Origin of the sequence: Chitinophaga sp. XS-30, assembly GCF_008086345.1 — a bacterium.
Lineage (GTDB): Bacteria > Bacteroidota > Bacteroidia > Chitinophagales > Chitinophagaceae > Chitinophaga.
In genome coordinates this window covers 4,437,671-4,452,742 of sequence record NZ_CP043006.1, presented here as the reverse complement: position 1 = coordinate 4,452,742, position 15,072 = coordinate 4,437,671, and the positions used below count along the sequence as shown (strand labels likewise).

Annotated in this window: 8 protein-coding genes; 4 read left to right on the top strand and 4 right to left on the bottom strand. The window is 53.1% G+C overall.

From position 1 onward, the window contains the following. Nucleotides 1–5 precede the first annotated feature (5 nt). From FW415_RS18045 to FW415_RS18030, 4 genes are read left to right on the top strand one after another with little or no spacing between them, the layout of a single operon-like run. On the top strand, nucleotides 6–1,298 hold the full coding sequence (locus FW415_RS18045) for a glycosyltransferase (protein ID WP_148387874.1): 1,293 nt from the start codon (nucleotides 6–8) through the stop codon (nucleotides 1,296–1,298). Nucleotides 1,299–1,334: 36 nt separating this feature from the next. Next, nucleotides 1,335–2,534: a glycoside hydrolase family 57 protein gene (locus FW415_RS18040; protein ID WP_148387872.1), complete on the top strand. Its 1,200-nt coding sequence runs from the start codon at nucleotides 1,335–1,337 to the stop codon at nucleotides 2,532–2,534. Continuing rightward, nucleotides 2,509–6,696, top strand: a complete 4,188-nt coding sequence (gene glgP, locus FW415_RS18035) for an alpha-glucan family phosphorylase (RefSeq protein WP_148387870.1) — start codon at nucleotides 2,509–2,511, stop codon at nucleotides 6,694–6,696. Before FW415_RS18040 ends, glgP begins: the two co-directional genes overlap by 26 nt. A 24-nt stretch (nucleotides 6,697–6,720) precedes the next feature. Further along, nucleotides 6,721–7,191, top strand: a complete 471-nt coding sequence (locus tag FW415_RS18030) for a pyridoxamine 5'-phosphate oxidase family protein (RefSeq protein WP_148387868.1) — start codon at nucleotides 6,721–6,723, stop codon at nucleotides 7,189–7,191. 42 nt (nucleotides 7,192–7,233) lie between these two features. On the opposite strand, the gene FW415_RS18025 is transcribed toward FW415_RS18030, so the two are convergent. From FW415_RS18025 to FW415_RS18010, 4 genes are all read right to left on the bottom strand, one after another. Further along, entirely contained in the window at nucleotides 7,234–7,665 is a 432-nt protein-coding gene (locus FW415_RS18025) for a VOC family protein (protein WP_148387866.1), read from the bottom strand. A 234-nt stretch (nucleotides 7,666–7,899) separates the two neighbouring features. Continuing rightward, nucleotides 7,900–10,008, bottom strand: a complete 2,109-nt coding sequence (locus FW415_RS18020; RefSeq protein WP_148387864.1) for a hypothetical protein — start codon at nucleotides 10,006–10,008, stop codon at nucleotides 7,900–7,902. A 109-nt stretch (nucleotides 10,009–10,117) separates the two neighbouring features. After that, complete coding sequence (locus tag FW415_RS18015) at nucleotides 10,118–11,557, bottom strand: SusD/RagB family nutrient-binding outer membrane lipoprotein (RefSeq protein WP_168208873.1); 1,440 nt, start codon at nucleotides 11,555–11,557, stop codon at nucleotides 10,118–10,120. Nucleotides 11,558–11,567: 10 nt separating this feature from the next. Next, nucleotides 11,568–14,999 carry a SusC/RagA family TonB-linked outer membrane protein gene (locus tag FW415_RS18010; RefSeq protein WP_148387861.1) on the bottom strand — a complete coding sequence of 1,144 codons (3,432 nt, stop codon included), beginning with the start codon at nucleotides 14,997–14,999 and terminating at the stop codon, nucleotides 11,568–11,570. Between the last annotated feature and the right edge of the window lie 73 nt (nucleotides 15,000–15,072).

The following is a 15,072-nucleotide window of genomic DNA, read 5'->3' as shown; positions in this document are numbered from 1 at the left end:
TATCCATGAAAGTGCTCATGTTCGGGTGGGAATTTCCCCCGCATATTTCCGGCGGCCTTGGTACCGCCTGTCAGGGAATCACACAAGGTCTGACGGCCAATGATGTAGATGTGCTGTTTGTCATACCAAAAGCAAATGGTGATGAAGAACAGGGCAGCATCAAAGTGCTCGGTGCTGCGGATGTACCCTTGTCGGCCCCGCAACAGGAGAACGCGAAGTTCCGGGAAGCGATGACTTTTTTTGAGGTGAATTGTCCTGTTATCCCTTATCTGGGGCCGGAGGAATTCTGCCGGTACAGCGAGGCCAGAACGGAACTGCTGCAGGCAAAAGCTACGACAACTTCACCTGTCCGTTATCCGTTCACGGGCGGGTATGGCAAAGACCTGATGAAAGAGGTCTGGCAGTATGCCCTGGTGGCTACGGCCATTGCCAGGGGGAATGCACATGATATCATCCATGCGCACGATTGGCTTTCCTTTCCTGCGGGTATCATGGCCAAGGAGGTCAGCGGAAAACCGCTGGTTGTACATGTACATGCTACGGAATTCGACCGCTCCGGCGAAAATATCAATATGCAGGTATATGAAACTGAACGGCAGGGCATGCTGCAGGCAGACCGGATCATTGCGGTAAGCGAGCTGACCCGCCGGACGATCATCGACAGATATTTTATTGACCCGGAGAAAGTGGAAACGATCCACAATGCGCTGGAAACGGCCACCGTGTTGCCTGAGAGACGCAAAGCCCCCTTCCGGGAAAAGATCGTGTCTTTTATAGGCAGGATCACCTATCAGAAAGGCCCCGGACATTTTATAGATGCGGCCGCAAAGATACTGGCGAAAGACAAAGGCTTCCGTTTCATTATGGCGGGCAGCGGGGATATGATGTTTGCCATGATCGAAAAAGCTGCGCGATTAAGAATATCCCGCTATATACATTTTACCGGTTTCCTGGATGCAACGCAGCGCGATAAGCTGTTGGCTGCGAGTGATGTTTTTGTGATGCCATCTGTTTCGGAGCCTTTCGGCATCGTGCCGCTGGAAGCCATCAAAGCAGGTGTGCCTGTTATCGTCACAAAGCAGTCCGGTGTACAGGAAGTTTTACAATATGCGCTGAAAACAGACTGGTGGGATACGGACGCCCTGGCCGAATCCATTTATTCACTTGCCAGTTACAACGGCCTTTCCCGGATGCTGTCCAGGGAAAGCAGGAGAGAGGTGGCAAACCTCCGGTGGGAGAAGCAAGGCAACGTTATCAGGGAATTATATCAGCGGGTGATGGATGAGAAACATCAGTAGCCCGGAGTAGCTATCATCATAAAAAAAGAAGAACCCATGAAAAATATCTGCCTGCATTTCCAGGTACATCAGCCATACCGGCTCAGGCCGTTTTCCTTCCTGCATATCGGGGAGGATAACCATTATTTTGATGAAACAGCCAACCGGGATGCGCTGGCCCGGGCGGCCCGGAATGCCTATCTGCCTGCGAACAGGATATTGCTCGATCTGATCCGCCAGTATGGCGAACAGTTCCGTGTCAGCTTTTCTGTTTCAGGGCTGGCGCTGGATCAATTCCAGGAATATATGCCTGAAGTGGCGGCCAGTTTCAGAGCGCTGGCGGATACCGGTTGTGTGGAGTTCCTGGCTTTGCCCTATGGCCATTCCCTGGCAGGGCTTAAAAGCCGGCGGGAAGTTACCCGTCAACTGACGGCACATGCTGATGCCATTGCACATTTGTTCGGACAAAGGCCCACGGCGTTCTGCAACACGGATCTGGCTCCGGGGAATGTTATTGCTGAAGCCGCGGCCGGTTTGGGATTCCGTACCATGTTAACCACGGCCTTGCCTGGTCTGAATGCCGGGCGCGCCCATAGTAACCCCGGGCTGCCGGAAATGAGAATGCTGCTGCAGCATGGCAGCCTTAGCGGAGACATTGCCAACCGCTTCTCCGATGAAGAATGGCGGGAATGGCCGCTGACAGCCGGTAAATTCAGGGAGTGGCTGCAGGCCATGCCGCAGGAGGATGAAGTGGTGAACCTGTCCCTCGACTACACCACTTTTGGTGAACGCCATCCGGCAGCTTCCGGGATATTCGATTTCCTGAAAGCCCTGCCCGCGGAAATGCTCACTATACCCGGGTGGCGTTTCGCTACGGTATCCGAAGCGGCCGCCGCCGCCGAACCGTTACCGGCAGCGGTAATTCCTGCGGAGGGACTACTGCAGGAATGGCTGGGTAATGATCTGCAGCAGGACGCATTTGAATCCCTGTATGCGCTGGAGAAAAAAGTGCACGCCTGTGATGACCCGCAGCTGCAACGCGACTGGCTTTACCTGCAGGCCAGCGACCATTTTTATTATATGTCAACCAGGCACCTTGGTGATGGTGCGCTCCACCGGCAGCTTAGTCCATATAACCATCCGTTCCAGGCCTTCATGAATTATATGAATGTGCTGGCCGATTTCACATTGCGGATAGCGCAATGTCCCGACCGTCAAAAAACAAAAGTCCATGAACGTTATACGATTGAAGCCTGATCATCATTTTGAAGTAAGCTGGGAAGTGTGCAACAAGGTAGGCGGCATCCATACGGTGCTTAGCACAAAAGCGGGATTGATGCAGGCGGAATGGGGAGACAGGCAGGTGATGATCGGGCCGGACCTGCATACCGGTACCGGCAGCAACCCGGAATTTGCGGAAGACAAAGAAATTTTCGCCGGGCTGAAAGCCCATATGCAACAGGAAGGGCTGCCGATCCGTACAGGGCGATGGAATATTCCCGGGGCACCGCTCGTAATACTGATCGATTTTACACCGCTGTTCCAGCAAAAGAATACCATTCTCGGGGACTTGTGGACGAAATTTCATGTGGATTCGCTGACCGGCCAATGGGACTATATAGAACCCGCTATCTTCGGTTATGCTGCTGCAAGGGTCATCCATTGTTTTTATGAACATTATCTGAATGCAACGGACAAGATACTGGCACATTTTCATGAATGGATGACCGGGGCCGGCGTGCTTTATCTTGAAGAGCATGTCCCCCAGATCGCTACCGTTTTCACCACCCATGCCACTGTGTTAGGCCGCACTATTGCCGGAAACGGGCAGCCTTTTTACAGCCGGTTCGATACGTTTGATCCTGACCGGGCTGCCAGGGAATACAAAGTAGTGGCCAAGCATTCACTGGAAAAAACAGCTGCGGCTACGGCGGACTGCTTTACCTGCGTCAGCGATCTCACCGGCCGGGAATGTGAAAAGTTTCTGGGTAAACACCCCGATTTCATTACACCGAACGGGTTTGACGCTTCATTTGTGCCGGATGCGGTGCAGTTTCCCGTCATGCGGGCGGCTGCGCGGAAGAAAGTTATGGAAGTGGCTGCAGCGTTGACGAGGCAGCCGGTTCCGGAGAACAGTCTGCTGGTAATCAAAAGCGGCCGTTATGAATTCCGCAACAAAGGTATCGATGTATTTATCGACAGCCTGGCGAAGCTGAATGAAGGAGAGTTGCCGGCGAAACATATTCTGGCCGTTATATTTGTGCCGGCCCATCACACTGGTCCCAGAAAGGCGCTGGAAGATCAACTGCTTCATCCCGATTTTTTCCATCCTGCAACCGGGGAGGTGCTGACGCACAATTTGCTGGGAGCGGACACGGACCCCATACTGAACCGCATCCGGCAATGCCGGCTGGATAACCGCCCCGGCAGCGCGGTGACCTTAATGTTTGTGCCAACGTACCTGGACGGGAATGACGGTATTTTCAATATGTTTTACTATGATATCCTGATCGGGTTCGATCTCGCCATTTTTCCATCCTATTATGAACCCTGGGGCTATACCCCCATGGAGAGCCTGGCTTTCCACATCCCGGCCGTTACCACCAATGTTTCCGGCTTCGGGATTGCGGTAGCGCATTCCTCCGCTTTTACCGGAAAAGGGATCTATGTGGTAGACCGTAATGACGACAACGAAAGAAAAGTGAGCCAGGATATTGCCGGTATCATCCGGAGAGTTGCTGCGCAGACACCTGAGGAAGAGCTACAGCACCGGGATGCCGCGGCGGAGATCAGCCGTGCGTTCCTGTGGCCGCAGCTGTTTTACCGGTATCAGCTGGCCTACGATTTTGCATTGCAGAAAAGCCTGCAACGGGAGGCGCTTTTCCGTACCAAGCCACAGGTGGAGCCCTTACCGGTATTGCAGGCGAAACAGGAAGAAAGAGCGATATGGAGAAGCATCCATATTCAACCGGAATTACCGGCCAATCTGCAGGTGCTGAAAAGGATCGGCCATAATTTCTGGTGGTCCTGGAACCCGGAAGCTGTTGCGCTGTTTACTGATATGGACCCGGTGGGCTGGGAAAAAAGCGGACATAATCCCGTAGCGTTGCTGGATAATATGACCTTTCCTGCTTTGCAGCAACTGGCGGATGACGATCGTTTTTTAAACCGCCTGACAGCAGTGGCAAAAGCATATGACGGGTACATGGATACGACAAAAACCGATGCTCCGCTCGCGGCCTATTTCTGCATGGAGTATGGCATATCCGGCTGCCTGAAGCAATATGCGGGAGGGCTGGGCATCCTGGCCGGGGATTATCTGAAAGCAGCAAGTGATCAAAACAGGAACCTTGTAGCCGTAGGATTGTTTTACAGGCAGGGATATTTCCGGCAGAAGTTATCGCAGCAGGGCGAACAGGTAGCTGTTGCCGAAATGCAGGATCCCGAAGGTTTGCCTTTATCGCAGGTACGCGATACAGCGGGAAATATACTGTTGATCCCGCTGGCATTTCCGGGACGCACGGTCCATGCAGCAGTCTGGAAAGCCGATGTGGGCAGGGTTCCCCTCTATCTGCTGGATACCAACGTGGAGAATAACCAGGCGGAAGACAGGCTTATTTCCGCGCAACTCTACGGCGGGGACCCGGAAATGCGGCTGAAGCAGGAGATAGTACTGGGTATCGGCGGGGTAAGGATGCTCACGCAAATAGGTATCCGTCCGGATATCTATCATATCAACGAGGGCCATGCTGCATTCACCGGTTTTGAAAGGATAAATGCGATCATGCATACTTCCCATCTGAGTTTTGATGCCGCGCTGGAGATCATAAAAGCCACCACATTATTCACCACCCATACCTCCGTAAAGGCAGCCATGGATATGTTCAGCGAAGAGTTGCTTCGCGCTTATCTATCATACCTCGCGGGGGATTTCAACGTGGGCTGGGGCCGCCTGATGGGATTAGGCAAGCTGAATGCGAATGACCGGGAGGAACAGTTCTCGATGTTTTACCTGGCAGCAAGGCTTTCGGGGGAGATCAACGCCGTGAGCGAACTGCATCGAAAAGTATCAGGCAGATTGCTGAACCCCTTGTGGAAGGACTTCAGGCCGGAGGAACTGCATATCGGCTGCGTGAAGAACGGCGTACATGCGCCCACATGGATGCATCGCCAATGGCAGGAAACGGGTTGGTATGATCCGCAGCAAAGAACCGTTGGCAGCATCTCTGATGATATGATCTGGTCTGTCCGGAAATCGCTGAAAAAACAATTCACAGGAATGATCCGTAACAGGTGGAGGCGTTATGCCGAGGTAAAACCCGGTGCTGTGATGGAGAAACCGGTCCGGCTGGATGAGCATGCCTTGTTCATTGGTTTTGCCCGCAGGGCGGCGCCTTATAAACGTGCGGACCTGCTGTTTTCGGACCTGCAGCGGCTGGCAGCGATCGTCAACCGGAAAGACCGGCCGGTGAGGGTCATCGTTGCCGGTAAAGCGCATCCCCGTGATGATGCAGGCGGCGCCATCCTCAAAACGATCATCGCTGCCTCCCGCCATCCCGAACTGAAAGATAAAGTGCTGTTCCTGGAAGACTATGACATGGAGCTGGCAGCCGGTATGGTACAGGGCGTTGATCTGTGGCTGAATACACCGTGGCCGGGTAAGGAGGCTTCCGGCACAAGCGGTATGAAAGCCGCCATGAATGGCGTTTTACATTGCAGTACGGAGGATGGCTGGTGGGCGGATGTTGCGGAAGGGAGCGGAGGATGGACCCTGAAAAGCGACAATATTTACGATAATGCCGGTGTGCAGGACCGGGAAGATGCAACCGTACTGTACAATCTGTTGGAAAGCGAGATCATCCCGCTTTTTTTTGACCGGAACGAGGCAGGGATACCCCTGGGCTGGACGGGCAGGATAAGCGCTGCATTTACTGCCATAACGCCTGCCTATGATATGAACAGGGTAGTGGAGGACTATGACCGATACTACCGGAAACTGCACATGCGCCATGTACGGCTGCAGGAAGGTGAATATGAAATACCGAAAGCGCTGTCCGCATGGAAGAAAAAGATGATTGCCGTATGGAAGCAGATACATGTCATGTCAATAGAGCAGCCCGTAGCGGATCACCTGGTGGAAGGCCTCGGAGAACTGTTCATCGCAAAAATTGTTTTATATACAGGAGAGCTGACAACAGAAGATATCCGGCTGGAAGTAGTGTTCGCTGCCAAAGATCAGGAAGATGGGTATGCCCTGGTACGGGAATTGACCGTAACGGAAGTGAGCGGAAGCCGGGCGACCTTTGAATGCCGGTTGCCCCTGCCGCTTTCAGGCTCCTATACGTACAGCTTCCGGGTAATGCCCAGGCATCCTGATCTGGCCTATCCACAGGAATTGCCATTGATAAAATGGATATAATTGTTCACATTAAATTACACGATCATGTTGGGAGTACTTTCAGAAGAAAATATCGATCAATTGCTGGAATCCGGTTCTACCGGCCGCATCGGCTGTTATGACGGGGAAAAGGTGTATATCGTTCCCGTCAGCTATGCCTACAACGGCACTTACCTGGTCGCCCATTCTGCGGAAGGAATGAAGATAAAAATGATGCGTAAAAACCCGGAAATATGTTTTCAGGTGGATCATATCGAGAGCGGGAGGAACTGGCAGAGCGTTGTTTTATGGGGGAAGTATGAAGAAGTTACAGACCCCAAAGAGCGGTATTATGCCATGAAGTTCCTGGTAGGCCGACTGATGCATATCCAGGCCAGCGAAACAGCCGGCGTGCAGGGAATGAGCAGGGAGCTGGCCAATCCCGATGAGCAACCTCACGAGCTTAAGCCGGTGGTGTACCGGATCAGGATAAAAGAGCGTACCGGCCGTTTTGAAAAGGATGGGCATGCGCATTGAAGAGCCGGTATTTAACAGGTCGGCACCCGCCTCCTCTTTTTGTCAGGCGGGATTGTTGGCATCGTAATTCACCATCCAGTGCACACCGAACTTATCCGTCAGCATACCAAAAAATGCACCCCAGAATACCTTGTCCAGCGGCATAGTCACCTGCCCCCCTGCAGCCAGCCCGTTGAATACCCGGGTAGCCTCTTCTTCACTATCCGGGCTGAAAGCGATAGAAAAATTGGTGCCTTTTACCACCGCTCCGGTTCCGGCCGGAGAATCGCTGCCCATCAGCACGGTGTTTTTCCCGATGGGAAGCGCAACATGCATGACTTTGTTTTTTTCGCCTTCCCCGCCCTGAAATTCTTCGGGGCTTTCTCCGAAGCGCATGATACCGCCGGGAAATTCCCCGCCGAAAACGGACTGGTAAAATTTGAACGCTTCTTCGCAGTTGTCTGTGAATGTTAAATAAGGATTGACGGCTGACATTGTTCTTAGTTTTTAAGGTTAGACAAATCTTGATCACTGATAGTCAAAGGTAGGGTATTCCGTAACACAGGGGTAGGGTATTCCGGCCAGGTTTCGGGGGTATTGCGACAAGGGGAGTCTTGACATTTATCAAGACTGTTTCCCGTCAAATGTCATTATAGACCCATTTCCCGCCAGTCAACCAGGAGCAATTGCTTCGCTGCAGACATGGCGGGAACCAGGTATTTTAACAATCTATTGCACCGCAAGCGCCGCAGCCACCTTCCGCAGGTCCACCACCACAAAACTGCTTGCCTGCCGCCCGGCCAGGTACAGATAATCGCCATCAATCGCTATCCCGTACACGGTCCTCAACAATGGGTCCTGCAGGTAGAACTTCACTTCCGGCTTCCGGGGATCTGATACATCAATAGCCGCCACCGAATGGTTGGTGGAATTCAATACATAGGCCATCCTGCCTTTTATCGCCACCCTGCCCGGGCCTTTCATGCCGGGATGTTTGATATAGCTGTCGGTTTGCAACGCAAACGGTGCCGTCACATCCATCGTCCAGAAGGTGTTGGCATTGTAGGCGGTGACGTACAGTTTGTTGCCGGACAGTGCCAGCGCGCAGGTGCCTTTCAGCAGGGTAGTATCCAGTACACGGTTTTTAATGACCGGTTTCGCCTTGTCGCTCACATCCACGGCAATGACCGATGAACCAGGCCCGTACCCGGCGAGATAGAGCACATTGTTCCTGGCAAGTGCTGCGAACGCGCCGTCACCGGTATGAAAACTGCTGACGATCAGGGGGCGTTCCGGGCGGCTGATATCCAGGATATACACTTTGCTTTCGGAACTGTGCGTAACATAGGCATAGTTGCCTTCAATGCAGATCTTGCGCAGGCGTGTATAGTCGGAATCGTAGGTGGACAGGTAGCTGCCCTTCCCGCCAACACTGATGGCAGCGGTCTTCTGCGGATGCGCGGGATCTTTGATGTTGAATACGCTGACGCAGTGATTGGTCATGGACAGCACATACAGGTAATGATCTTTTATGGCAACGCTGAAGGCGTCTGATATCGATTCATCACGGAGGCTGGCGGCAAGCACCGGTTTCCGGGGATCACGGCAGTCAATGATCGCCACGTTGTTGCCATCACGGCAAGGGATATACGCAAATCCTTCATGATACAAAATATCTTCCGGTTCGTTCAACGCCAGCGGGTCGGTCAGATAGCCGGTCATCAAAGCGGAGAGGGGCAATACCTTTGCGCCGACCGAAAGGTCTTTCCGGTTAAAGTGGTCGATCGTTGCAGACAGCCATTGTTTGCTGATCGCATTTCTGATGATAAAACCTTTGGCGGTGCCGGCTACGATGAATATGGAATCAGCCGTTTCCGTCCGGATGCCATGGTCCAGCCAGTCGCCTTCCACACCGGTAGGCACTTTCCCGATGCTCCGCCACGATCTGCCGAAGTCGATGGAAACATACACCTCCCGTTTGCCGGTGTACGTAGAATAGTACACGGCGCCATAACCGGCATTCACGAAATCATCGGCGGCATCTGTGAGGTTGCCGGTACGTTTCCAGGTATCGCCGAGGTTGGTACTGTAATACAGGTCCCCGGCCTGATCGGCCTGCAGTAATTTTCCCATTCCCATATATTCCGTGGCAAACAGCGGGGTATCCGCCAGCTGCTGTTTCCGGTTCCAGGTAATCCCGTCGTCCGTGCTTTTATAGATGGTGCCGTCCCATCCGTTCACAACAATGCCGTTGCCGGTTTTTTCCAGCCGGTAGAGGGCTTTCTTTGCAACGGCTCCCATATCGTTCCAGCTGCGGCCTTTATCTGTAGAGCGGTAGATGTGCCCGCCTTTTTCATCGGTATCCGTGGCCAGCAGCGTACCGTTCCCGGTGTGCATGATAGCGTAGGCGGATGTGTACCGTTGGCTGTTCTGCTGTTCGGTGAGCCTGATGAGGCGCTGCCAGGATTTGCCGCCGTCCTGTGTGCCGAAGACCTCGGCCTTTCCGGTGAGTATGTAAAACTCGTTCCTCCGCCCGGTTTCCGCAATGCAGGTGATCTCCGCATCCGTGGGCCGGGCCAGGAAACGCCAGGTATTGCCATGGTCGTTGCTGATGAACAGTTTGCCGCGGTTGAGGCCTCTTGTGGCGCAAAGCATCACGGGGCCTTCCAGCTGGCGGATGGCATCTATCCTGCCGCCTTTTACGAGTTCAGTGGTGGTCCAGTTACGGAAAGGGGCCAGCAGCTCATTGTCTATGGCGGCGTTGTCTGTTGTGGACTGCGCATGGGCCATCATGCCGCAGCAGAGTAAAACAGTGATATTGATGATGATCTTTTTCATGTCCGTTTAAAAAGGGGCCGTACCAAAATCGATTGGATATGCCGGAGAATGGCGTAAGGAAGATGCTCTCCATCGATATGCCCGGATTTGGTACAGCCCCGGTGATGATTTATGGTTGCCACCACATTTTTCCATTGATGTCGTCTCCCCCGATGAGGTTGATCGCTTCCTTGTAGTGAATGCTGTTCAGCGATTGCTCTTCGAGCGGATAGGCCAGGCGGGATGGTATTTTGCCATCGTTGACATTTGTGGGGCCGGGAACCAGCAGCGGGTATCCCGTTCTCCTGTATTCCGCCCAGGCTTCCATGCCGCAGAAGAACAGCGCAAAGTATTTTTGCAGGTACACTTTGGGCAACTGGCCGTCAAAGCTTACGCCCGGCTGGCTGAGATAGGATTCGTCGAATGGGGCGTTCCAGTACTGGAACGATGTTCTGATCCCATCCTCATACAATTGTCTGGCGTCCGCGGTATAGTACCCTTTCAGCGCTGCTTCCGCCTTCAGGAAGGCTACTTCCGCCGCAGTCATCCAGATGCCCGGCTCCGTGCTCACCTGGAAGCGGGTGCCGATGTAGGACTGGAAATTCTGGCCGCCGTTGTAGTTGGCGGATTCCGCCACAGGAAGCCCGTTAGGCAGGCCGACGTATTGCGGGTTGGCGGTGCCAGCGGAGGCGTTGGTAGGCCGCGCGAACTGGAACAACCTGCTGTCGTTGAACTTGCTCAGTGAATCCACGATGAAGGCGCTGACGGATTTGTATTTGAAGGTGAAATCCTGCAGGTTGGCGAGGGAAACAGGCAGCACATCGGGCAGGCTGCCAGTGTAGTGGTACAGCGCATTGTCATCATTTGTTGTTATCAGGGGATACGCAGCCGGAGCGGACAGCATGGTCGTTATTTTTGCCGCAGCGCCCGTTCCCTGTTTGGCGGATATCCGCATCAGCAGGCGGAGCTGCAGGCTGTTGGCGAATTTGCGCCAACGGAGCATATTGCCTTTGTAGATCGCATCGCCGCTGAAAGGCAGTCCTTTCGATTCGTCTATCATGGCGGCAGCTTCCTCCAGTTTCCTGATCAGGTCTGGATAGATGTCCTGCTGCAGATCGTAAGCCGGATCAAACACTTTCTGCTGCAATGCCAGTCCGGCCCGGGAGTAGGGGATATTGCCGTACGTATCCGTCAGAATGGAGAAGATGAATGCTCTCGTGATCTGCGCGATGGCTTTATAATTCTCAAGCCCCTCTGTTTTTTCGCTAAGCGCGATGATATTGTCAATATCCCGCACACGGCTGTACAGTGCCCACACGGTATTGGAATTGGAAGGTTCCAGCTTGAAGCGTTGTACTTCCGTGAAAGTATTGCTCTGGCAGGTGTACTGGATCAGCTCGTTGTTAAGCTCAAAGGCGGACCAGGTGAGCGTATTGGAGATGTTATAGAATATTTGCGGCAATACAACGCCGGGATTGACGTCAACCGGAACATTCGGGTTCGTATTGTCGAACTTTTTGCAGGCCGACAATGCGCAGATGACCAGGCTGATGGTAATTATCTTTTTCATGCTGAACAGTTTAGAAGGTGAGTTTGAGATCGGCGCCAAAGCTCCTGGTGGAAGGTATCTGGGCATTTTCAATTCCGGGAAGGATGGTGCCGCCGGTCACGAATGCGGTTTCCGGATCAATTCCAGGCGCTTTGGCGAACAGCAGCAGGTTACGGCCGGTGAGGCTGAACTGGGCGGACTGGAAAGGCCCCCGGGCCAGCAGCTTGGCGGGCAATGCATAGCCGGCCACTACTTCCCGCAGTTTAAAGAACGTAGCATCGAATGAGTTGGCTTCCACGTTCGGCCTTTTGTAGTAAGCGCGATAATACGTGTAGGCGGCAACGTTCTGTGTGTTGGGGGCCCATTTGCCATCGGTCTGCAATACCACGCCATCGCCCACAATACCTTCTTTCCTGCCCGGCAGCGTATTGGTCAGGCTGCCTGCTTCGGAACCGGCGGAATGGGAATAGGAATAGATCGTTCCGCCAAAGCGTCCATCAAAAAGGAAAGAGAAGTTGAATGCCTTGTAGCGGAAGCTGTTGCGGATACCGGCAATCAGATCGGGATTATAGTTGCCGATCTTCATGGTCTGGCTGCTGAAAACAGGCACGCCGTTCCGGTACACGATTTTCCCTTCCTCATTACGGAGAAAACCTACGCCGTAGATGTCTCCCATTTCACCGCCTACGCGCGCTTCAACGGTGGCATTCTGTGCAGTGGCCAGGATGTAGCTGTTCACACCTTCTGTCAGTTCCACCACCTTGCTGCGGTTCGTAGAAGCCGTCAGCATCACATCCCATGTCAGCGCCCTTTTTACCGGGGTGACCTGCAATGCCAGTTCCACCCCCTTGTTGGTGATCTTGCCGGCATTCATCACCTGGGCCGAATAACCGGATGATATGGCCAGCGGGCTTCTGAGTATCTGGTTGCGGCTTTCGGTAGCGTAATAGGTCACTTCAATGCCAAGCCGGTTGTGGAACAGCTTCAGGTCCGTCCCGATCTCGAAAGAAGTGGTGATCTCCGGTTTCAGATCGGCATTGGGCAAGGTGGAAGGTAGCGTTACATTACCCGGCAGGGTGCTGTATTCGTAATAAGCGCTCGTCTGGTAAGGATCGGTATCGTTACCTACGGAGGCATAGGAGGTTCTCAGCTTCCAGAAATCCAGCCAGTTGTTGTTGAGCTTCAGGATGTCCGAAGCTATAGCGCTTAAGGAAACGGAGGGATAGAAGTAGGAGCGGTTGGAAGCGGGCAGGGTGCTGGACCAGTCGTTGCGCCCCGTCACCTGCAGGAATACCTGGTTCCTGAAATCCAGGTCTGCTACCATATACAGGCTGTTCACCGATTTCAGGGTATTGGTTTCGGAAATGGCCGGTCTTGAACTGGCATTGCCGAGATTATATACGTTCGGCACAACAAGACCGTTGGCGGTTGTGGTGTTGTTGAAGGTATTGATCTGCATGTTGTTCCCGCCGAAGCTGGCATTCCATTTGAAATCCTTCAGGAAGGTATCGCCTTCGTAGCTGAGCAGGAAGTCCGAGTTGCGTTCGAAATAGGTGTAATCCTGACGGCGCACCAGGCCATTGATGGCCACCACCGATCCGATGGGGCGCCTGGACATGCGGATATCGCCGGAGTAGTCGATCCCCGTGCGCATCATCAGGCTCAGCCTGTCGGTGATCGCATAGTTCAGGTAAGCATTCCCGAAAAGGCGGTTACGCTTGAAGTTGTTCAACTGCTCATACATGGTCATATACGGATTGTCTCCCCAGGTGAAGTAGTAATCCTGTTTTGTGCCTTCCTGGCCTTTCACCCAATAGTTCCGGAACCAGTTGATATCCGCATTGCGCTCGAACCAGATGAAATTATAGGTAGGTGATCCGCTGCCATAACCCACCACCGGCAGATTGTCGCTGTAACTGTTGATGTAATTGATATTGGAGTTGAAGGTCAGCCTGGGAGAAATGTTCACCGTAGAATTCACATTGAATTGATGACGGTGCAGCTCGGTGTTCGGCATGATCCCTTTCTGGTTAAAATTGCCGTAGGAAGCCCTGAACCCGCCGATGTCGCCGGTTTTGTGCAGGGAAATGGTGTTGCTGAACGATTGCCCGGTTTCGTAAAAGTCCTTTACATTATCCGGACGGGCCACCCAGGGTATCCTGATGCGGTTGCCCTGTTCATCACGGGGAGAGCCGTATTGCACAAATTCCTGTCCTTCAAAGGGCGCGCCCCAGTTATGCCCGGAGTTGGAGGTATTGGGACCGTCAGGGCCATCGCCGTAAGAATAGTAATCCAGCCCTACACCTGTACCGCCGCCATATTCATTCTGGAAATCCGGCAGCTTGAGCACTTTGTCGAATACCGCCGTGGAGCGGAAACTGATACCCAGTTTTTTGCTGTCTGATGCTTTTTTTGTTTTGATGATCAATGCGCCGCTTGCCGCACGGGAACCATACAGGGCTGCAGCATTCGGTCCTTTAAGAATGGTAATGGAAGCAATATCGTCCGGATTGATCTCCGCGCCGCCGCTACCGTAATCCACCGGCAGATCATTGGATGCCGCCGTTCCGGCGTTGTTGTTGATCGGGATACCGTCTACCACCACCAGCGCCTGGTTTTTGTTGATGTTGAGCGATGATTCCCCGCGTAATACCACACGAACGGAATTGGCAATACCGGTGGAGGCCTGCGTCATGTTCAGGCCGGCCACTTTACCAAGCAGTCCGCTCAGCATATTGGCGCTTTTGGACATGCTGATATCCTCGCCTTTGATCTCCTGCATGGCATATCCCAGTTTCTTCTTTTCCCTGGATATGCCCAGCGCGGTAACCACCACTTCGTTCAGCTTGCTTTTGTCCGCCACCATCTTTACGGTCAGTGCCGCAGTGCCATTCACAGGAACAGCAGCCGGAAGGTACTTTGTGATATAACCGATGGAACTGATGACGATATTGTATTTGCCCGGTGGTGTACGCAGTGCGAAGCGCCCGTTCGCATCGGTCTGTGTGCCGCCGGTGTTGCCCACCCTGATGCTGGCGCCGATCACGGGATCGCCCGACTCTTCATCCGTTACTGTACCGGTGAGCGTATGCTGACCCGCAGCGTTTTGCTCCGCTGCCTTACCGGAGAGATAGATCATTTTATCCCTGATCACATAATTAAGGGAACTGTTCCGGAAAAGCTGATCCAGCACAGCCGGCAGCGTTACATTGTTCATGGATAGTGTAATCTTTTTGCCATAGGCGGACAGTACGTTTTCAGGGTAGGAAAAATAGAATCCGGTTTTTTTCTCCAGTTCGTTACAGACCTCTTCAAGCGGTGTGTTTTTGTAGTCAACAGAGATCCTTTTGCCGGCGTCCTGCGCCAGGATGTACGGACTGCAGCATAACAGCAGGCTGCAGCATAACATGACAGCCAGGCTCATTTTAAGCGGAATGAGCCCCCCGATTCGTTTTTTTTGCATACTTTTAATCTTTGATTGTTATCAGATAGCCGCTTGTTGAATTTGCCGTTCCGGCGGCTGTTTAAAAATGATT

What these genes read in the sequence shown, in the direction of transcription:
- FW415_RS18030 (WP_148387868.1), top strand. Translation starts at nt 6,721, where the DNA reads ATGTTGGGAGTACTTTCAGAAGAAAATATCGATCAATTGCTGGAATCC.
- glgP (WP_148387870.1), top strand. Translation starts at nt 2,509, where the DNA reads ATGAACGTTATACGATTGAAGCCTGATCATCATTTTGAAGTAAGCTGG.
- FW415_RS18025 (WP_148387866.1), bottom strand. Translation starts at nt 7,665, where the DNA reads ATGTCAGCCGTCAATCCTTATTTAACATTCACAGACAACTGCGAAGAA.
- FW415_RS18045 (WP_148387874.1), top strand. Translation starts at nt 6, where the DNA reads ATGAAAGTGCTCATGTTCGGGTGGGAATTTCCCCCGCATATTTCCGGC.
- FW415_RS18010 (WP_148387861.1), bottom strand. Translation starts at nt 14,999, where the DNA reads ATGCAAAAAAAACGAATCGGGGGGCTCATTCCGCTTAAAATGAGCCTG.
- FW415_RS18040 (WP_148387872.1), top strand. Translation starts at nt 1,335, where the DNA reads ATGAAAAATATCTGCCTGCATTTCCAGGTACATCAGCCATACCGGCTC.
- FW415_RS18015 (WP_168208873.1), bottom strand. Translation starts at nt 11,557, where the DNA reads ATGAAAAAGATAATTACCATCAGCCTGGTCATCTGCGCATTGTCGGCC.
- FW415_RS18020 (WP_148387864.1), bottom strand. Translation starts at nt 10,008, where the DNA reads ATGAAAAAGATCATCATCAATATCACTGTTTTACTCTGCTGCGGCATG.